The sequence below is a fragment of the Photobacterium piscicola genome (assembly GCF_900166965.1).
Classification (GTDB): Bacteria; Pseudomonadota; Gammaproteobacteria; order Enterobacterales; family Vibrionaceae; genus Photobacterium; species Photobacterium piscicola.
In genome coordinates this window covers 47777-70653 of sequence record NZ_FUZI01000001.1, presented here as the reverse complement: position 1 = coordinate 70653, position 22877 = coordinate 47777, and the positions used below count along the sequence as shown (strand labels likewise).

Genomic DNA, 22877 nt, shown 5'->3' with positions numbered 1-22877 from the left:
CCATTGGCTGATGCTTTAAAATAAATAGGATGATATCAGTGTTTACATACTTTCAATATTTCTGCCTGATGTTTCAAAACGGTACTTATGTGTTACCCATGCGCCAAGCAATGACGTGACCACTAAACACAATAAGAGCGTAAACACACCAATTCCATGTAATAGAATCGGAAATAAGAAAGCCGTTAAAATAGCACCAAATTTAGCAATTGATGCAGCAAAACCGGCCCCTTTAGCTCTGATTTTTACTGGAAAAACTTCACCCGATATCAAATAGGTTTGTGCATTAGGTCCTAAATTATTCATGAAATTAAATAACATAAAACCTAAAAACAACATGTACATTTGATAATCACCATGCAATTTCACTGAAATTGCTGCACACAACAAACCAATAGCGCAACCAATAAAACCATAAATCTGAAGCTTCATGCGGCCAACAGATTCAGAAAAAATAATCGCACAGATAACGCCAACAATTAACAAGCAGTCAATAACAGCAGTACCTTTTGCTAAATAAATTGTATTAGCAATCGTGTTATGTAGTGCATCGCCCCCAGTTGCTTTATGAGGATCAAGCACTGACGCAAGAATCACTGGCGTAAAAATACCAATACCATAGGTACCAAGATCTTGAATAAACCAAGGGACCGATGCCAAAATTGTTTTGGCGCGATATTTTTCTTTAAATAACCGTTTGTATCCATGTAACCAAGAGGTTAATTCAACCTCGTCACACGGTGTATCTACAATTGGCATTGACGACTGTTGCGAACGATGTAATAACCGCTTAAGTGATGTTTCAGCGTCAGCTTTACGATTTTTAGACAAAAGCCAATGCGCACTTTCAGGAATAAAGAAACGTGCAATCGTAATCGCTAATGATGGAATCAAAGCAATAATATACATTAAACGCCATGCATTGATGTCGTTAACATACGTCAATACAAAAATACCGGTTAAAATACCAAACAAAACACCAATAGACTGAAACGCAAACGCACCCAAAACCAACTTACCACGGTTTTTGGATGGAATACTTTCAGATATCATTAAGTGCGCCGTAGGATAGTCACATCCTAAAGCCAAGCCAATGCCAAAGTTAAATACTAAAAGACTTAAATAAGAGTGACTTGTCGCCATACCTATCAAGCAGATAGAGAGTAAAGCCATCTCAATAATGAACATTTTCTTACGTCCATAAAGATCAGATAGCCCACCCAGAGCACTTGCTCCAATTAAAATACCAAACAGAATCGAGGAACTAATTATACCTTTCTGTAGCTCTGTTAAATGAAATTGTAGGGTTAATAATGGTAGGGTTAACCCCATCATAAAAACGATCATACCCTCAAAAAACTTACCAAATGTTGCTAATAACCAAATTCGCCATTGCACACGTGTCATTGACATTGAATATTTACTAGTAACTAAGTTACTTGTTGATATTTCATCAATATAACTCTGGATCGTATTTTGCGGTTGAATCTCTATTTTTTGATTCATGTTAAAATCAACAATGCTTATTGTCTTAATTCAGACGAATATCAGTATTAAAGTTGGCAGTATATAAACATATATCACAACCAAAAATGAAATTTATTTTCTAGGTGTAATTAATCGTTATTATGCACCAAGGGCTGAATTGTTTCTTCTTCGAAGGTAAAACAAATTAAAAAACACCAGTATTTACCTTTTAAATCATCACATTAGACAAAAACAAAAAATAATGAAAATAGCTTTTTCATGCAAATATTTAGATTTATTTTATATGTAAAGATCAAAAATAAAATATAAAATACTATTTATTATGGGTGCATTAACTAATAATTAAGCAATATTTGTTATTTTTTAATGCAAATTAATTTAAATAACCTCTCATTTATCATTTTGATTGATAAAAAAACAATCATCAAGTGTGAAAATAACCCTCTTTTTTGTTAATAAAAAATACAATCTATTTATATAATTATAATGAAAAGACAATACCTCACCTAGTAACCATTATTATAAGTAATAACCATTACTTTAGCGGATATCTTATTCAAAGACGCTAATCGTAACTAAATGTTTTTAATCGAAAAAAATTAAACACAAATTATCCATTAATTCTTATAATTACGATGAAGAATGATGTTAGTTAAAGACCAATTAGCACCGACAGACGCACCAAATCATGTTGGAATCATAATAAGATGTTAATCCAACAGTGATACTCTCATTAACTCTAAATTTAGTCCCCATAGCCGTTACTGCTTGTTCGCCGTATGAATTCATGCCGATACTAATATTGTATTCATAGTCATTTAATAGTGCCGCTATTTGTATTATCACTATTGCAAAAAAAACATATATAACATTAATAATAAAAATAAACGCATAACCTGAATGAATAGACCGTCTATTTAGAATAAATAATAGTGTTCATACGAGATTTATTCCGTTGGTACAACAAATAACCTCAACTGTAATGACACAATAATGACATACCATTGCTATGCTATTGGTTATTAAGCACCGTATTAACAATGATAACCAAAGGCAACAATGAGTAGACAACAACCATCACAACTCTCAATAATTTGTGACACTATACTTCAACAAATTGATCGCGGTTTATTTGCAACCCAATCAAAACGATTACCATCAGAGCGAGAGTTAAGTGATATTTTTAATGCCAGCCGATTAACTGTAAAGCAGGCACTATTACAATTAGAATCTCAAGGTATTATCTACCGCAAAGAGCGCCGAGGCTGGTTTTTAATGTGATCCTAAAACTACGAGCAAAGGAATGCCAACAGACACATTAAAATAAATAGAACTCATCGATAAAGTCATAACCATCAACTATCAGTCTGCTCCATAACAAAAATATCTTTATATAGAGAACCATTGTTAGCCATTCATTACGTTCAACAACCAAATAAGTTAGATTTACAATCAATAAAAAACGTCATTTATTTATCCAGTGAAACCACTTGTTTCATTTGCTTTATTTTGATACGTTCATTGCATGAAAAAGATAACACGTACTATCTCACCCCTTTTCTTTTGGTGGCGCTCTTCATAGAGCGGCGCTGATATAGAGTTATCTTTTTATTTCTATTTCATTTTGTCGCCGGAAGGTTGCAAATGAATACGCCTAATCTTATCCGTATTTCCTCACCTCTCCGGCCCCACACTTTTTCGGAGAAACACATGAACACTCAGGCATCCATCACACCAGATCAACATCAACCGATTATTCTTACAGGTGACCGTGCAACAGGTCAACTTCACCTTGGCCATTACGTTGGATCATTACAACAACGCGTTCAATTACAGCATCAATATCAACAAAATATTTTAGTGGCAGATATGCAAGGTCTTACTGACAACGGCCATAATCCACAAAAGGTCGCAGACAATATTCTTAATGTTGTCGCTGATTATTTAGCGGTTGGCATTGATCCTAAACTTACCACTATTTGTCTACAATCAGCGATTCCTGCTCTCGCTGAATTAACCATGTATTACTCCAACATTGTTTCGATTGCACGTTTAGAACGTAACCCTACCGTTAAAAGTGAAATTCAGTCTAAAGCCTTCGGCCGTTCTATTCCTGCTGGATTTTTAACTTACCCAATATCTCAAGCAGCTGATATTACAGCATTTCGCGCAAGCTTAATCCCTGTCGGTGATGACCAATTACCAATGCTTGAACAAACCAATGAAATTGTTAGAAAAATAAATACTATTGCAGGTAAGAATATTTTAGTGGAATGTCAACCGCTATTAAGCAAAGTCGCTCGCTTACCAAGTACTGACGGTAAAAATAAAATGTCTAAATCAATGGGTAATACCATCACATTAGGTGCTGATAGTAAGACGATTTCACAAGCAGTAAAATCAATGTATACCGATCCTAATCATCTCCGTGTTGAAGATCCTGGCTGCGTTGAAGGTAATATTGTATTCACCTACCTTGATGCTTTCCATCCAGATGGGGCTTATGTTGAAACGTTAAAGCAGCAATATCGCCAAGGAGGTTTAGGTGATGGAACAACCAAGAAAATCTTAGAACAATGTTTACAAGACCTAATATCACCAATACGCAAACGTCGTAGTGATTATTTAAATAACCAAGATTATCTCATTGAAGTCCTAAAAGCAGGAACCGAACATGCTAATCAACAAACGCAACAAGTCTTAACCGATATTAAAACAGCCTTTGGTCTAAATTTGTTTTAATTTTCTTTATAATCCTGCCTATTGATTAGGCAGGGTTATTGATAAAATTTTAACTTCATCAATAAGAATGATACTACTTTAATAGATCTCGATTATTAACAATATATGATTTGATCTTTTTTAAACCCAATATAATAAAGAAGCTATAAGGAAAAATAGCCATTCCTAATAGTTCATACTGGCTATCATTTATTCTTTTAAACCAATAAAAAAAACCCAATAAAATATTAATAATGAATATACTAATCAGAGCGCTATACATGTATATATTTTTTGTCGTTAAATTATATATTAAGTATGGCTCGTTCAGATTAAAAATACCATTATAAATTTCAAAAAAAACCTTTCCAATAACATGCAAATATAATACTTAGGAAAAGCATCCATCGTATAAATCCACCTCACTTAAGTAAATCAATTCAATTTGAATCATAAGATTATCATATATAATATCGAAAAGAATTTGCCATTAATTAAATATAATTAACCACTCAATTATAACAGTATATAATAATACTTTTTAGGATAGCTCACTCCTACTTTACATTATTTTTTATTAGGTATAAAAAAGGCTGAATATTTTATATTCAGCCTTTTAATTCGTCTTATATTTTTAACCGTTTTTTGGTGGTGTAAAAGCAGTTAATGTTGGAGCAACACCTGTGAATTTTTCAATTTTGACCACACCAGAGTTACCGCAGTTACCATTACCTAAACGTGATGTTGGAATATCCATCGTTAATACGTTTGGTCCACCATTTTTACACATACCCGTCTTAGGATCTAAATCAGGCCATGCACCTTCGTGGATACATACGCTGCCTTTTTTAATACCATCAGAAACAAAAGCACCAACCAAAACTTGGCCACGTTGGTTGTAGGCGCGCACTAAGTCGCCATCTTTAATACCACGGGCTTTTGCATCTTCCGGATGGATCGTAATAGGTTCACGGTTCTGTACCGCATATTGTTTACGAAGATCAGCATAGTTAAATTGGCTATGTAAGCGATGTGCTGAGTGTGATGTCATTAACTGCAATTCACCATCATTGTAATTAAACATCCACTCGGTTGGCTCCATCCATACTGGGTGTGGAGGACAATCATCTAACTTAAAGCTTTCAATCGTTTTAGAGAAGATCTCAATTTTACCACTTGGTGTGCCTAGTGGGTTCATGATGGGATCTTTACGGAAATCACCAAACCGTACAAACTCAGCGTTCTTCGCGTTCCACTTCATTTCAATAAGCTTATTCGCTTCCCAAAACTTCGAGAAATTCATCATTGGAATACGTGCGTTACGGCCACCTTTTTGAGCAGTTTTATAGAAATCACGCAGCCATTCCATCTCCGTTTTGTTTTCCATATACACATTTCGACCGCCGGGCTTTAGGTGTTCTGCCATATCAGCAAATACATCTAAATCACTACGCGCTTCGTTTTGTGGCTCAACCACTTGCTTCATCGGCACAAGATGCTGATTAGAGTAATCACCTGTCATCGTCAGATCATTACGTTCAAATGAAGTCGTAATAGGTAGCACGATATCCGCATGTTTAGCTGCCGCTGTCCAGTATGGTTCTGAAATAACGATCAATTCAGGTTTTTGCCATGCTTTAATCAATCGGTTGGTATCTTGGTGATGAGTAAAGTTTGCACCGCCCGCCCACCAGATCATCTTTAATTCAGGGAACGTTAGAGTATGGCCATTATGTTGGTACTCTGTACCCGGCTTTTCCAAACACTCAACAATACGCGCGACAGGGAAAGCTGTAACCGAACCTTGAACAGCCCAATCATTACCACCTGCAGAACTTGTTCCTAGAGATGGCGACATTGCAGGTAATACACCAGCGTCACGGGTTGGATTACCACCATTAGAATAATGGTATGAATAACCAAAACCACCGCCAGGTAAGCCAACTTGACCAAGCATAGAAGCAAGTACCGTTAGCATCCAATGACGTTGCTCACCGTGTTGCTGGCGTTGCATACCCCAGCCAGCCATAAGCATGGTGCGGTTTTCTTTGAAAATTTTAGCCAGAAGCTCCATTTGTTTTGCAGGAACGCCACAAATAGCTTCAGCCCATTGTGGTGTTTTCTCGATGCCGTCTTCTTTACCCATGAGGTAGGCTTCAAATTGCTCAAAGCCTACGGTGTATTTAGCAAGGAATTCAGTATCGTGTTGTTGTGTTTTGATCAACTGATAAGCAATACCCATCATCATTGCCACATCTGATTGCGGGTTAGGTGCAATCCATTGGGCTTTATCACCAAAAAATTCAGCGGTTTCTGAACGCATTGGATCAATGATAATAACAGTTTTGCCTGATTTCTTAAGTTGATGGAAAAATTCAAGACCTTGACCATCACTTGAAGACCATGCAATTTTTAACGTATTGATAGGATTCAAACCCCACAATACAACCACTTTACTGTTTTCTAGAATTACAGGGTAAGTAGTTTGTTGTTCATAAACTTCAATCGAGCCAACAACGTGCGGCATAATAACTTGAGCCGCACCCGTAGAATAGTCGCCTAAGTGACCCGCATAACCACCCGACATACTCATATAACGCTGAAGTAATGTTTGCGCTTTGTGCAAGACACCACTTGAACGCCAGCCATAAGAACCAGCAAAGATAGACTCAGGGCCATAAGCTTTACGAATACGCATATGTTGCTCATGGATCAGCTTATAAGCCTCATCCCATGATACTTGCACAAATTCATCGCTACCGCGTACACCTTGAGGAGCACTTGGGTTTGCTAAATAGCCTTTACGCACCATTGGGTACTTAACACGCGCTTTAGTATAAACCTGAGAAGGCCCCGTTTGTTGCAAGCTGTTGGGCACTGTTTGTGCTAATCCATTTTTAGTCGATACCAATTGGCCATCTTTAACTTCACAAAGCAAAGGCCCCATACGACCAGCAGTTAGCACCAATGAATCAGTACGGCCAAGCGTAGTAGCATTAACCGATAATGGAGCTATAGAGGTGATCGCTAATGCACCAGCAGATGCACTTGCGCCTTTTAAAAAGCCGCGACGAGTAATAGTTGTCATAGTCACCACTCCCTTATTGATGAGTTGCCACGTCTTTCGCGTGGTTTTGGAAGAATTTAGTTAAGATCTCAAGGTTTAGTTCAGAAATATCTGTACGTGCACCCATGCTTTTTGCAACAGGGCCCCAAGAGTTAACAGTGAAGTGATTCGCTGGAATTTTAGCGTGGCAAGTTGCACAGTAAACGTTATCCAATTCTTCTGCGTAATCCCATAACGGTTGATTAGAAGCAAGAACAGGAGCATCAATTGTGCCCGTTAGTTCAGCACTACGCCATTGATTACCGTAAGCGTCAGTTTTAGCCTCACCCAATTTTAATGCTTTAATACCCGCATCCGTTAAGGTCGCGATAATTGAACGTTGACCCTCACCCATGTAGATAACAGATTCTGCACCTTTCATTTGGTAACCAGAAACCATAACCGTACGCTGGTTATCTTTATGCGTGACAGTGGTTAATTCAACGGTTGGATTAATCGTCGCAAGATCAGCCATTTTAATGGTTTCAATTGGATAAACTTTTACTGCGTCTGCTTTAGTATTTTTAGCCATGTCAAAAAGGTGATCAAAAGCGGAGGTATCTAACGTAGCTTGCGGTGCAAAGTGGGCAACACCTTTATGACAGTCAATACAGGTTTGATTATTTTCTTTACCATATAAATGCATTTTCTGTGCACTTGCTGATTGGTCATAGGTTTCCATCGCATCAAGACTATGACAAGAACGACAAGTAGCTGAATCATTTTCACGCATTTGTCCCCATACTGTTTCAGCCATTGCTAAGCGATGATCTTCATATTTGGCATCTGTATCAATTTTACCGGTAACAAATTCATGATAGATGTCTTTAGAAGCTCGAACCTTGGTAATTAAATAATCAATAGGATCTTTAGGAATATGACAGTCTGCACATTCTGCACGAATGCCTTTTTGATTACTGAAGTGAACGGAACCTTGATATTCAGCGAGTGGTTTTTGCATCGTATGGCACGACACACAAAATTCAGTGCTAGAGGTTGCATGAAGTACAGCTTGTGTACCCCCTAAGGTTATCCAACCAATAATAATGCCGATAACAGCAATTAGAGCAATATAGCGTTTTTTCATAAGTATGATCCTTTAGTTAGCCTTGTTATATGTGTGGCTATTTAAAGGATTTTACCGACTAATGTTACATATATACTCATAAACTATCTTTTATCATTCATAACTGTGATTTAGCCCTCACAATTGATGATTTTATTAATAGCAAATTACTTTTATTGACTTATTTGTAAACAATAGCCTTAATGCATTGTGTCGCGAGGTATTTTAAAATTTAACTCTATAAAATTAATATATATTTTCCAATAAATAACCAAGCCACAATAGGCGATATATTGCCTATTGTGGCTTGGTTGTTCACAACTATTACCATCAACTATTTGATGCTTTCTTATAGATTGCAATATTTAGTTGTTGAGGTAATAATTTAATATGTATCCTATTTTCTTCATATTGCTTAAAAGCATATATTTTCTTAGGCTTTATAGTATTTTTTTGCTTTCTTTTTTTCTGTAAATTTGAATTAATAATAGAACATAACGATAAATACCCATGCGTATCATAGGCCGCTTGGAATCTTTTATTTACCCGCTTTCTTAATTGATGCTTTTTTATTGACACACCGTTACCTAAAAGTTATTCATTTGAAAGTATTAACTATAAATAATTCATAGAGAACAATATCTACTAGTCGTATTTAAATAAAAATAAACTTAATTATATATCTAACCCAAAAGTAAATGTAAAATTACCATAATATCGTCCAAGGGCCACATCTTGCCTTTCTTTTTTTATTTTAACTAAAATTGGTAATTTAACTTTAGAGCCGCTAACTTTAATTTTAGTCGTTGATACTTGCTCTTTACCATCTTTTACTAGCTCTTGAACATCACATTTAGGACAAACAATATTTAATGGAATATCTGCAGCACCTAACTTTCCGTTAATATGCTTTAAATTAAAATCATTACCCGTAGGTATATTTAAGACTAACCCAGTAGAAAAAGACCCCGTTGCAATAACATTAAACATTGCAATCCCTTCGAGAAAAGCACTGTCTGTTTTACTAATATCAAAATCAAACTTGTGTATACCAGGCTTTTCTAATCGAACATCCATCAAATAGCCCGGTTTGTAATTTATATTAATCACTAAGTTTTTAAATTTATTTTGCCACGTCTGGACTCCAGATAAAGGCATAACAAAACCATAAGGATATGTAAATCCAAAATTAAAACTATATATACCTTCTCGTCTATCTGCTGTAGGTAAATTATCAAAAGCATCAATTATTTTCGTTTTATCGATAGATAATATAGGCCGAATAAAATGATAAGGCATTGCATTATTACTTTTTAAAACAGAACCAGAACATACAGTAGAACCCGTTGAATTAACAACAAAAGTAGTACTACCACTAATTCCAAACGAATCACATTTAGTTATTGGTGATTTTAAAGTGTCCTCCTTTAATGTATTGCTTGCTTTATATTCAAGGCCAACAATCGTAATTGCATCACTGATATTGACTTTTACACCACTAGGCCCTACCAAGCTGATATTTTTACTCTCGTATTTAAACCCCGGTGACCAAGAAGTTGCTGGTAATAAGTTAGTTTCAGGCTCCCAGCTAGCTAATGTTTTATAACTAGCAGAGGAAACACTAGAAACCACATTTTTAAATTTAAGATCGCTACCTGTCAGTTCACCATCGAGAATAAAAGAAAAACAATTTGAAGAATACATCGCTATTAATAATAAAAGTTTTTTATTATTTAATAACTTTATTAAAAATAACTTTCTTATCATTTGCAACAACCTCTTTTTTATAAAAAGTATCATCAATTGATGAAATAAATACATCAATCATGCCTTTTCTTGCATTTTTAGGTAATAATAGTTTTCTTATTTTCCCTGGAAGCATAATAACTTTAGTACTGCAATCTGCTTTAAACATAGCAGAACATTGATTAAAAAATACTTCTAAAGTTGTATTACTTGTGTTTTTAAGTAGCGCATATTCATTCTTTTTTTCAATTGAATATGATATTTTTTTATTCTTAGCAGGAATAACAAATATGCTTTCATAGCCATAACTTATAGCAACACCTTTCATTTTCCCATTTTTAGAATAAGGTGTCGGTGTAAATTGAACAGCAAAAACAGTATCGTGATCAGGATTACAGCCTTCAGCACATAATGCTCTCACACCTACTTTTTTCGCCATTAATGGGTCAAGGATAAATTTATTTTGAGTTAATGTTGCATCCCACTCTAATAAATTAGATTTAGTATAAGGTGTCTTAACCACCTTGCCACTTTTAACTTCAACCTTAGACAACTTAACATTAACAAATGCAGGATCAGCTTGATTATTTGTAACTGTATAAACGCCTGCACCATGTTCATCAGAAACTTTTAGCATCGTATCAATAGCAATTGCATGTGATATTGAAGGAAATAATAACACTAATAATATCAATTTTTTCATTTCTAATTCCAATCCTGGTTTAATAATAATACATAATTCGAAATTGTATCTTTCGGTACGTCAGCCGTTAACATGATGTCTGATAATTTTTCTTTTATATCATTACTTACTATTTGTTCCTGATCATAAGATACATAAACCAAGTTCTTATCATCTCCAAATTTCTTCTCAATAATATTGTATTGATTATCCTTATCTAAAGATGCATATCGCCATTTATTTTTAGTTTCAAATATACCTAAATAAACATAACGCATGTCTTTTCCAGTTAGAGGATCATTTATAACTAACAGTTGATCATTATCCTCTGGAATACAGTAATTCATACCTATATTTAATACACTAATATCGCGAACTTGAGGTGTTAAACAAGTTAATACTTTTTCTTTATTCTTTAAAACAAAAGGCTGTCCAGATCTAACTGCAATTTTAAAAATGTTACCGTCAATATTTTCAACATCAACACAACCCTCACCAACACATTCAACGTCTAAAATATCTTTATCAATAATATCTTTAAAACCACTAACAAAAGAAACAATTTTAGTTAAATTCATATTAGTCGTCATTACACTACCAGGATGAATAAAAAAGCTGGATCTATTCTTACCTGTATTTTCTAAAGATGATGATTCAGTATCAATTTTATTGTCATATTGAGAATATGACTTTAGCGGTACGATTTTATTATTCTGATTAATCTTAACATCATATTTACGACGATTATCTTGCTCAATAGTAAGAATACCATATGTGTCATTATCTTTAATATCATCTGATTTTTTAATATCTAACTTAAGATAAGCTTCTGATCGTTCTCTTGTAAAATCAATACCATCAGAATTAATTACCTGAGTATTATTAAATGCAATATTTTGCTGAATAGTTCCTGTTGTTGATATAGAGCCATAATAATTCGCATCAAAATTATTATTTTGATAATCACCCATAATATCTAAAGATGTATCATTAGTTTGATCTCTATCTTTTACAAATGCAGTCCTAGCTAATGCTGAAAAAGAAATATTATCGTCAGGTAATAAATCTCCAGTATCAAATTCAGAAGTAAAATCATTAAATTGATCTTCTTGTGCACTAGTATTAAAAGACAATTGGCTATTATTATCAAAATTTATTGTATATCTGAAATTAAATTGAAATTCATCATCAAATTGGTTATATCTACTAACTCTACCATCATTTTTGTTATACGTTATATCAAAATCAAAATTATTAGATGAATTATAATTATAATTATAGTTATTAGTTATAGATGTATTGCTACCTTCTTCATATTTATAATAATTATAGTACAATCCTGTCGATAAAGAACCAGTTAACAACATGGACTTATTTATATTAATATTGGTTCGAGAGCTACAACTTTCAGTAAAACAAGCAAGTTTATCATCTTCATCAAAATGATATTCCTCATAACCTATATTAATCCATGATGAATATAAATTAACAGAATTTAAATTAGATCCCTCACTATAAATTTTATTATTATAGGTAACTTGAGAACCATTAATGAACGTATAATCAACCGCAGACTGAAATATAACATCATTCTTTTCTGATAACGTGATAGCTCCAGATAGAATCAAACCATCAGATAATCCGTATGCTAGTTTAGCTGATGAATAAATAGAGTCATTATAATCATCATCGTATTCATCATTATGAGAATCATAATCATTGTTGTACCCTTCATTATTCTCTCCATTAGCTAACATACCAACCTGAACACGATAATCAAAATCGCCTTTTGATAACATTGCTGACTTTATATTATATATATTATATGTTTTATCAAAGAATGTATTACTCCCTGATTTAACTGTAACTCTAATTTCATAAACACCAGAGGGTAAATCGTTATATGAAATTTCTTGCTGTCCTGCTTTTACCGCATACTGTTTAATATACGTACCGTTTTTTTGTATGGATAATAACCCAGCAGAAGGTACATAAATATTAACTTTCTTATATGCTTGATTCGATTTTATAAGCAGATTTCGTGATGAGCCAAAAGAAATATCAACAGTATCAGAATCTGTAAATGACTCTATTACATCTGTTGCATTCATTGAATTATTATCTGAAAAATATCCAGCTTTTAATTCAGTATTATCTTTATTTACACTATAAGATAATTCATTGAGATCAAATACATCATCATTATTAGTATTGATATTAAAATCAGAACGTAAATATCCATATTTAAATCCTTGAACAAAATTATCTGATATATTTAAAGATGTATCATCATCATACTGATTAATAAAAACAGAAGAACTATTAATCAATGCATTATTATTATTTATATTTGATGCATATACTACTTTTGATTTTTTTTCTTTAAGTATATTTTCAGAAAGAAACACTCTTAATATATTAGAGTCAATATTATAGAAAAAAGCATAGCTATCTGTAGATACAATACAAGAGCTTGGTATTCCTTGACACTCATTTGTATTCATTATCCCTTCGTTAGATAGCAAATCAGATAATATCTTACTTACATATTTTTCTTTAATATTATTATTTTTCAATAGCTTTTTGAAATTATCAATTGCTAACTTATCGTTTTTATTCAACCGTACTTTGTTATATGAACTAATTAACGCTTGTTTTCCAAAATCACCAGAAGGAAAAACAACTTTTACAACTTTGTTCTCCTCATTAAACATTTCCTTAAATTCATCAGGGATGTTGTCATATTTCAAATCATCAGAATATGCCACAGATGAGTATAGGCATAAAAAAAAGACAGTTAATACTAGATGACTTTCTCTCATATCGATAGCCCAACCATTAGCGTCATTTTACCTTCACAATATTTATAATTATTAATAAAATCAGTGACAGGTATTTTTGAAAAGGAAAGATTAATTTTTTTTACACTAGCTTGTGTTCCAGACACAACATCATCAAACTCTTGCCATAATAACGGGTTGCGACTATTCACTTCGACGAGATCCCCCACATTATTAGTCATAGCTAATACTGGCGGTTCATAATAAATAGTTTTCCCATTATGTAGTAAACAAGAAGCATTGTTTTCCACAAGATTAATATCATAATAAAAACTTTCAAGTCGACTTGAAGGTATATCAGTATTAACAGTTAATGTAGAATTAATATCGTGGAAACGTTCATGACTTTCATCATAAATAACAGTAAAATTATTTGGCGATATCACAACTGATTTAATTTTAAACCCTGCGGCAGATGGTGTTACATCAGCTTGGAGTAGAAAATCAACAGGAAATTCAGTCTTAGCAAAACAATTACTAGCAAAAAAAGTGCACATTAACACTATTAACATTTCTTTAGACAAAAGACACTCCTGAAAATCATTAACCAGCTGGATAAAATAAAAGATTAGACATCTATGATGCCTAATCTTAATATTATATTATGCTACTGTAGCTAGAACATTAGCGTTTACAACTAGAGGCTCAAGCAAGTTCAGAGGCGTAGCTGAAGTTACAGGCGATACACTGTTTACACTTAGAGTAACAGTTGAAACTCCGTTAGCACCAGCTTTAGACGTTAGCTCTGTACCTGATGCAATATCAGTCATTTTAATATCCATACCTGCTGTAGAGTTCGCACCCCAAGTAGCAGTGATACCATCAGCATCCACTGTCCAGTTTGTAGCGAATAAATCGCCAGCCGTTTTAGAACCTGAACCTTGATCCCAGTACAAACGAGACTCTAGAATGATAGGTGTTTTTGTCTCAAACGTACCATCGCCTTTAACAGTTAGAACACCGTCTTCAACAGCACCAGAACGAGCACCAGTAATTACGATGTCGTTACCAGGAATAACCTTAGCAAAACCGCTCCACTCAAGAAAAGCAGATGAAACATCACCAGCTGCTGGTGTAGGTGCTGTTGCTGCTGGAATAGTAGCTGGTACAGCCGCTTGAGATACTGCAGAGAAACCAAATGTCGCTGCCAACACTGTTGCTAATAATAATTTATTCATTGAGACTAACTCCGTTAAACGTCTTATATTATTAAACGTTTTAATTATTCAGTTACACCATGTAACCGATGAATCACATATTAATATCAATAAGAAACAGAATTAATAGCATTTAAAAAAATAGGGATTAAAAATTGCTATTAATAAGGATCGATAGGTTTAATTATAATCGCGCCAGCATCTATTTAATGTTTCGTTAACCATGATGATATTTAATGTATAAATAATAATTTAAGACTTATTTATACTAACGGGAACAGATTTCCGTTCACTCTTTTTTGAATCAGCTTTATTTATAAGTGAGGCTACATGTTTAATATAAAAAAGTGCTTAATTTTTATTTTATTACCACTATTCCTTATAGGGTGTGGTGGTGAAAATGAAGAACAATTGCCACAAGAAATTGTCGCAATAAATGCTCAGGACTTACTAACTTTTGCTCCAATAAAAAATACACAAGTTGTAGATCTTAGAAACAAAGTAACGGCAGAAAATAACCAAAGTTTAATAATAGAAAGTGTTGAAAGTATTGATAATAAGTGTTCTTTCAATGAAAATGATATAGAAGGTTTAACATTTAAGGTCACCACAACTGATAGCGAAAATGTTTGTCGCTTTAAATATAATGTGAAACCAGCATCATCACAATATAAAGGAACAAGCGAAGCTATCGTTCAAGTTGTTGTAACAAAAGATTATACTCGAGGAGACTTTCTTCCTCCCGTTTCACGTACTGTAATAGAAGGTGGTTTATTAACTTTAAATAGTAAAGATTTATTAATTGAATCTGGTTTTGAGATTGATCCAACATCTGTCTATTTAATTGGTGATACAGGCTCTTCAGATATAGGTATGATTGCAGGTGTAGATGCATCATCAATAAAATATCAAGCTCCTGCGGCAACAACTGGTACGGTAAGAATTTTCTACACTGAAATTGATTCGATTAAAAACATAGCAAGACCAGGTATTATTTATATCGCCATAGGTCAAGAAAGTAACCATAGTCCAATAGCACTAGATCAAAGAATAGATGCTTTAGATAGAAGAGAAGTTGATATTCCTATTGATATATCGTCTTATATATCTGATCCTGATGGAGATGATATTCAACTAATTGACACAAAATCAATAACAGGAAGAGTAATTATTGATTCTCCTCACTCTTTCCTCTATACACCAGGTTCATCAGGAAAAGAAGTTATTACTTATATAGTTTCAGATCATAATGGTGGGTATGGCATTGGTCTATTAACATTTGATGTTAATGAATATAAATCAATAGTTGATAGTGTTCAGAACCTTACTTTCACTCCCCCATTAACTTTCAACCAATTATCAGTAATTGATGGCGTTTATACTGATTCCTATAAAGAGCTAGGATTTACTGGTTACACTGGTTTATATCCAACTTTCAGCAAAGATTTGGCAGAAGCTTACTGTAAAACAAAAGGAATGAAATTAGCATCACTTGCTGAATTAAAGGCGATGCGAACCAATGTATTAGCGGATATGCCAATATTCCAAACTGATTATCGTTGGCATAGTGGCATCAAATACTTAACCCATGATGCTAATGCAATAAGCCTTGAAACAGGCAGTACAGCATCTGTTTCTGACGGTTATTTTTCATGTACGAATGATCTTACTGCTCATGGATGGGAATTTTTGGACCCTTACTATAGTGGATTATTTAACACACCAACAAAAATTTATATTACGTCAAAAACAGCAGGTGATTCCATTTTCCTTCCGGACGATGATTATAATCTAACGTACAAATTTGAAGCTTTAAGTGTTGATGGCATATTAATTGATCCAACCTTAGCTTCAACATATTTATCAGTATCAATTAGCGGTAATACCATTACTGTGACAAAAAAAAGTAATGCGTATGCTATTGCTGCAACACTAGAGATATCAGATATAATTGCACCAAGCACTAAAACTAAACTTATTTTAGGAGTTTCGCTATGCCCTCTATCAGTTACTCCACCAGTAGCCGATGAATTAAGTTGTATTTTAGTATTACACCCAAGAAAGGGGTATGATGCCAGTGGTACTGAAGCATTCTCAACTGCGTTATCAAATAATATGTTAACCATATTAGGTATGAAAGAAAAACAGATACACTCCCTTGGAAGCAAGCAAGTTGGAAAAGGCGTAACTAAATTTCAAACAATAAGATGGGGTGACAAGGATACAACATATAGTACTAGAAAAAATTGGTTAGAAAAATTGAAACTTGTTTGTGATGCAATGTCTAAACTTAAAGTCGATGGGAGAGACAATTGGGTAGTTGGTGCTGATAATATCAAACCACAGCGCGGAACTGCAACTCGTGTAGCATTTCTAATACCATCACCTGAATACTATCCTGCAAAAGATTTTGTTGAATGGATGTGGAAACAGGATGGTAGAACCGAATATGTAGGAAACTACGGATTAGGGTATGCAAATGCAGATCCAAAGGTTACAACATATGTAAATCAATCAACTACTACGACTACTTTTCTTCAACAATCAGCCTTTGTTCCAGAAACGTACACTTTCCCATCATGTTGGTCAAAAAATTAACTTATAAGCGAAATGTGATATTATCCCATTTTACTTAAAATAATCCCATAACCTATTGAAATATATTTTTATATGCCGTTCACTTAAAGTGAACGGCTTTTTTATTTATAGAAAAATTTAAATAAAAAACCAAGGAAATAAAAATATGATACCAATGAACTGCCATTTAAACTAAATCCTAACACTTGATAACTAATAAAATTATAAATGAGACCGACGATTACTATGCATGGCAGATGATTAATTTAGTATTCGTACTGATGACTGGTGTTAGTTAAATTCATTTTTTGAACAAAATTTGAATAGAATTAGCCAAGTAGACTTAGTTCAGAGACTCCACCAATAAAAGATTCCATTGAATCTTTCAAACTAAGAGCAGCAACTCATTCAAAGTCCACATCACTGCTAACATTCATAGCATTTTTAAATTAATCACAATTTTTCATCAGCTCAGCTGTCATAGCTCTTGAACGTGCCGAATTATTCATACCATATCTATTTGTAACATATCATTGCCCGCCCCATCACCCCCTCTCATCGTTATATTCAATTAAGATGCGTAAACGTCACCCATTAACTCTAAAAGTAATAAATCAGACGGTATTTCAGTCATTAATAATATTAAATATATCCATAAAAAAATCCGAGAATATAAATATTCTCGGATTTTTCTTTAGATGAATATTTATTAGTCTAAATATTCATTTCGCAACTTAATTGCATTACCTTTATAGTATTTATATTAAGTGGTAATATCTATCATCACTAACGATAATATATTATTATCATTTTTACAACATCTATTGTGTTGCAATATCTATCTCTTTATTTCTATAAATTTCAACAAAATAACAAATAAATAGCATTACAAACCTGAATTTGTTCATGCTTTTTTATTACATATACAGCTATGATTTATGACTATAATATCATTACAAAAATATATAGCACATATTTATCTAATGTAACGACAAATATACTCAACGATAAAAATTGCGGATACTAATTATTCAATAAGTTCATTTAAAGTATAATTTATTAATAATGATGCCTTTGACACACATAATAATTAACCTCAAAGAAATCACCCCATAAATCCTTATCTTCATTTATATATTAATCTACTATTATAAAACCATACCAATAAGATACATATTATATACTACATTATTTTTATAAACATAATTCAACTATTCAACTCTTATTAAAAAACACTCAGTACATTGATAAAAAACAAAGAAATCAACAACAAACAAAATTCTTTTTTATTTTCTCAAAAAACAAGCCCTATAGTAATAGCATATTAAAACACATCAAATAACTGATGCTATTATTAATTAGGTAAAAATAAAAATCACATTACGTTATATAGATAAAAAATATCCAATCGAAAATATTAAATAATATTATCTAATAAAACATTTGATTTTTATATGCACTCATAGCATCCTAAGCGCCTTTTTAATCATCTTAAGATATAGTCGGGTATGAAAGATAATTTCAAAAGTTTACTTAAACAATATAGAATTGATAATAATTTATCTCAAAATGATTTTGTCGATATGTTTATTTCATCTAATAATTTTTTACTAAAATTAGATACGGTTACATTAAGCCGCTGGGAGAATGGTAAAACCGTACCATCGATTGAAAAAAAAATGAATATTATGAGAACACTTAACCTGCTCACTCAATATATAGATAGTATACGTGGATTTGACAAAACTACTAAGATAGATGCATCACTTAACATCCGTTTTGGAATTGAATATGAGCGATATAAAAAACTCAACGGAATCGATACAACACAGAATATACAATTTGAGCACATTTCAGATAAGAAAAACTTACATGCGCATATAGAAAAATATTTAATGCCTGAAACTATAGAAATTATCAACATAGATCCTTCCCCAACATTAAGTATTGGACACTGGTTTTTAAATAAGAAAACAGAAGCATTTTTCATTCATGCATTTGTTAACGAAAACATATATAACAATTACAATTACAATTACAATAATATAAATTCAATCATTCTTCTTGAGCAGGTAACTTCAACGAGAATTTTTTACAAATTATGCTTATTAAGTGCATTCAATACACTTTTAAATAACAACCATATTGACTATGTATTTGCATTTGCAAATACTAAGTTTTATTTAAAGTTATTTTTAGCTATTGGTGGGGATATAATTACTACCATAGGTGATTTATCAGCCCCCCCCCCCTGCAATGAAGTTATTTTAAAGCACACAACAGTAATTAAAATAGATGCCATTAAGTTATTATCAAATAAAGACTTCTTGTTCTTTTGCTTACAAAGTCGCACTGAATTGAAAATTACAACCCCTCAATTATTAGCTCAGATAGACGACTTCAAATGTTAAATTAATTAACACTTAAAATATTAACCATACATAATAAGCCATTTTCAAAAATGGTTGTCATTTGAATTACATACGTTGTGGTAAATATGATAGAAACTATAAAAAAGTGCTAAGTATTATATACTTAGCACTTTTTATTTTTCATTTATCATTAACTTTTAGATTAGATATATTATAAAAACAACAACAGAGCAATACCTCCCCTCATCTAAAATGAGATAAAAGTTACACTGTTTTACATTTACTAATTTTAATAAATGTTATGGCTTAATGAACTTGTACACCTAAATAAGATAAAATACTCTTAAAATTAAAATGGCGTACATAATGAAAAAAACCATGATGTAAGCTATTTGAAATACCTCGTAGTAGAGGCTCTGCGGGTGCAAGGACAATAGCTGACCAGCTAATCCAAGAGGGTATTATAAAGCTACTAGCTTAATGAAAGAGCCCAGTATTATAAGTAACCAGCCGAATAAACATAAATATAAAATATCTGATGACGTCTCTAAAATAGCCCCGAACTTATTAAATAGAAAATTTAATGTTAAAGCGGCAAATCAAGTTTGGTGTGGCGATGTGACGTACGTTTGGGCGGGTAATAAATAGCTATATTTAACCGCTGTTATGGATCTATTTGCTCGAATAATGTGGGTTGAGCATAACTCAGATAGCCCAAACAGTGATTTCTCTTCAAATGGCTTATGAAAGCCGTGGCCGACTATAAAATGTGATATTTCATTCAGATCAAGGTTGTCATTACACCAGCCTTCAATTCAAGTAAACATTGTGGAAATACCAATTAACTCAAAATATGAGTCGACGAGGAAATTGTTGGGATAATGCCCCAATGGAACGATTTTTGAGAAGTTTCAAAACAGAGTAGATGCCCAAATAATTATGCAGAAGCAGAAAGGGACATGCTCAAATATATTGCAGTATCAAGCGGAGTCATAGTTATAACAACTACTTATTTCCAGTAATGATGGAAGCAGCAGCTTAATGTAAACACCTATAAAGGTGTACAGTTTTACTTGGCAACTTAAAAACGACTTAAAGCTAAAAGTCTAACTCTGTTTTGTTTTTCAATTGAGCATTGAAATATAGCTAGATTGATACATTTAAAATATCATCTATAGCCATTGGTTTATGAAAGAAATAACCCTGGCATAAATTTACACCCAACTCTTTAACTATGCGATAGGTTTCTAAATTTTCTATACCTTCAGCAACCGTTTGTAACCCCATGCTTTGTGTTAAATCAACTAAATGCTCTATTATTTTTCTATCTGAATAATTTGTAGTAATGTTTTCAATAAACATTTTATCTATTTTCAGCTCAGTGAATGGTATGGCTCTTAACCGAGACAAAGAAGAATATCCAGTACCAAAATCATCTATAGAAAGGCCGAATCCGAGAAAATTTAATTTTTCAATATTTTCTAATGATGTTTTTGTTTCAATATACTCAACATTTTCTGTTATTTCTAACGTTATATTTTTGTTTGGAATACAGTTTTCTTTACATTTATTATCTAACCACTGGTATAGGTAAGGAACATTTAATGTACTTGGAGAAATATTAATAGATATTTTTTTTAGCCTATTGTTATAGGTTAAATCCTTTATCGCTTGATTAGCTGAAAAGAAAAAAAGTTCACTAATTAAATTATCTCGTTCTGCACTTGCGATAAAAATATCAGGGCTGACATCCCCTAAACATGGGCTTTTATATCTTAATAAAACTTCAACACCATTTAATGAGTTATCCTCTACATTATAAATTGGTTGATAATTATTAGTGAAAAAATTATTACTCAGACCATCAATTATAGTATCTTTTGTTATTACAATTTTTTGACTACACATATAAAATCAACCATTAGAGTTAGTAAACACACCTTACCCTTATGCATATCGCATCGTAATAGCATCCTTAATTTAAGAGATAATTTAATGCTATAAATTATAACTAAAACATTTGATTTTCACATGTAATTAGCATTAATATTACTTATGTTAATACTATGCTTATCTTATGTTAGAGGTAAAAAGTGCAAGATAATTTTATTACGCTTATAAAAAAACACAGAAATGACAATGAGTTATCTCAAAATGATCTTGTTGACATACTAACGTTAAATGATGATTTTTTATCTAAATTAGATGTGGTTACTTTAAGTCGTTGGGAGAATGAAAAAACCTCACCTTCGTTGGAAAAAAAAGTAAGAATTATGCGAAAGCTAAAGCTACTTGTACCCTATATATATTCAATTAATGATTTTAATATAAAGACCAAAATAGAAAAATCAATGAACATTAGATTTGGAATAGAACTTAATAGATATAAGGAAATAAATAGTTTAAATAACTCAAAAAAAATATCTTTTGATTTTTCAAATAAAAAACATAATCTTGGTAAAAATATAACTGATTTTTTAGAAAAACAAGACATTGGGTATCTTTCTCTAATCGATAAATGGCCAATCAATGTAGGAACTTGGTATTTAGATAATCAAGTGCAAGCTTTTTTTATACATTTATATACAAATAACGAAATATTTACTTATGGTCATTGTGATAGTTGGAGTCAATTATATAAAAAAAACATTGATGGTGAAATAAATAGCATTTTATTATTAGAACAAATATCATCAACTAGAGATTTTTATAGACTATGTTCCTTATGCTTATTTGATACTCTTATTAAAAATGACAGCCTAAAATATGTCTTTTCTTATGTTCGTACTGACTATTTTTTAAAATTAGCACTCTCCCTTGGCTTTGAAGCAGTAGCAACAATTACTGAGCCTGATTCGGTGTTAAATGAACATATGGATTTGAAATTCTTATGTGTAATAAAAATTGACGCTATAAAATTATTAACGAATAAAGATTTTTTATTCTTTTGTCTAAAATGTTATTACGATTTAGAAAAAAATAATCCTCTACTATTAAACAAGATCTATGAAACATCAATTCACGCTCAAACATTAAAAAACACAAAAAAAGCCCCAGCTCTCGGTACAGAGCAGGGGCTTTAGATAGTGACGGTAAACTTACGTTCACCAATAATAAATAAC

General features: G+C 32.5%; 14 protein-coding genes and 1 pseudogene. 6 read left to right on the top strand and 9 right to left on the bottom strand.

What is annotated here, in order from left to right; all coding sequences use genetic code 11:
- Positions 1-42: 42 nt before the first annotated feature.
- Positions 43-1506 (bottom strand): MFS transporter, encoded by a 1464-nt coding sequence (locus tag CZ809_RS00315; protein ID WP_080155469.1) that lies wholly within the window; start codon positions 1504-1506, stop codon positions 43-45.
- A 1041-nt stretch (positions 1507-2547) separates the two neighbouring features.
- Between CZ809_RS00315 and CZ809_RS00310 the strand changes: the two genes are divergently transcribed.
- Together CZ809_RS00310 and trpS are read left to right on the top strand one after the other, a co-directional pair.
- Positions 2548-2769, top strand: a complete 222-nt coding sequence (locus CZ809_RS00310; RefSeq protein WP_080155468.1) for a GntR family transcriptional regulator — start codon at positions 2548-2550, stop codon at positions 2767-2769.
- 429 nt (positions 2770-3198) lie between these two features.
- Positions 3199-4230 (top strand): tryptophan--tRNA ligase, encoded by a 1032-nt coding sequence (trpS, locus tag CZ809_RS00305; RefSeq protein ID WP_080155467.1) that lies wholly within the window; start codon positions 3199-3201, stop codon positions 4228-4230.
- Between the two features lie 613 nt (positions 4231-4843).
- Here trpS and CZ809_RS00295 read toward each other — a convergent pair.
- The 7 genes from CZ809_RS00295 to CZ809_RS00260 form a co-directional block, all read right to left on the bottom strand.
- A complete protein-coding gene (locus CZ809_RS00295) occupies positions 4844-7297 on the bottom strand; it encodes a molybdopterin guanine dinucleotide-containing S/N-oxide reductase (protein ID WP_080155465.1) in 2454 nt (817 codons plus the stop codon).
- Positions 7298-7310: 13 nt separating this feature from the next.
- A complete protein-coding gene (locus CZ809_RS00290) occupies positions 7311-8402 on the bottom strand; it encodes a NapC/NirT family cytochrome c (RefSeq protein WP_080155464.1) in 1092 nt (363 codons plus the stop codon).
- Between the two features lie 654 nt (positions 8403-9056).
- Positions 9057-10148 (bottom strand): hypothetical protein, encoded by a 1092-nt coding sequence (locus CZ809_RS00280; protein ID WP_080155462.1) that lies wholly within the window; start codon positions 10146-10148, stop codon positions 9057-9059.
- A complete protein-coding gene (locus tag CZ809_RS00275) occupies positions 10111-10830 on the bottom strand; it encodes a hypothetical protein (RefSeq protein WP_065194313.1) in 720 nt (239 codons plus the stop codon). The genes CZ809_RS00280 and CZ809_RS00275 overlap by 38 nt, the downstream gene beginning before the upstream one ends.
- A 2-nt stretch (positions 10831-10832) precedes the next feature.
- Positions 10833-13631, bottom strand: coding sequence for a CS1-pili formation C-terminal domain-containing protein (locus CZ809_RS00270; protein WP_080155461.1), 2799 nt, complete (start codon positions 13629-13631; stop codon positions 10833-10835).
- Positions 13628-14173 carry a hypothetical protein gene (locus CZ809_RS00265; RefSeq protein ID WP_144396125.1) on the bottom strand — a complete coding sequence of 182 codons (546 nt, stop codon included), beginning with the start codon at positions 14171-14173 and terminating at the stop codon, positions 13628-13630. The genes CZ809_RS00270 and CZ809_RS00265 overlap by 4 nt, the downstream gene beginning before the upstream one ends.
- Before the next feature lie 78 nt (positions 14174-14251).
- Positions 14252-14827, bottom strand: coding sequence for a hypothetical protein (locus CZ809_RS00260; RefSeq protein ID WP_080155459.1), 576 nt, complete (start codon positions 14825-14827; stop codon positions 14252-14254).
- A gap of 309 nt (positions 14828-15136) precedes the next feature.
- Between CZ809_RS00260 and CZ809_RS00255 the strand changes: the two genes are divergently transcribed.
- The 3 genes and pseudogenes from CZ809_RS00255 to CZ809_RS21575 form a co-directional block, all read left to right on the top strand.
- Positions 15137-17404, top strand: a complete 2268-nt coding sequence (locus CZ809_RS00255; RefSeq protein ID WP_080155458.1) for an Ig-like domain-containing protein — start codon at positions 15137-15139, stop codon at positions 17402-17404.
- Between the two features lie 1487 nt (positions 17405-18891).
- Complete coding sequence (locus CZ809_RS00250; RefSeq protein ID WP_080155457.1) at positions 18892-19794, top strand: helix-turn-helix transcriptional regulator; 903 nt, start codon at positions 18892-18894, stop codon at positions 19792-19794.
- A 364-nt stretch (positions 19795-20158) separates the two neighbouring features.
- Positions 20159-20286: pseudogene (locus CZ809_RS21575) on the top strand (IS3 family transposase); the annotation flags it as partial.
- A 615-nt stretch (positions 20287-20901) separates the two neighbouring features.
- On the opposite strand, the gene CZ809_RS00245 reads toward CZ809_RS21575, so the two are convergent.
- A complete protein-coding gene (locus CZ809_RS00245) occupies positions 20902-21663 on the bottom strand; it encodes an EAL domain-containing protein (RefSeq protein WP_080155456.1) in 762 nt (253 codons plus the stop codon).
- Positions 21664-21848: 185 nt separating this feature from the next.
- Between CZ809_RS00245 and CZ809_RS00240 the strand changes: the two genes are divergently transcribed.
- On the top strand, positions 21849-22838 hold the full coding sequence (locus tag CZ809_RS00240; RefSeq protein WP_080155455.1) for a helix-turn-helix transcriptional regulator: 990 nt from the start codon (positions 21849-21851) through the stop codon (positions 22836-22838).
- Positions 22839-22877 lie beyond the last annotated feature (39 nt).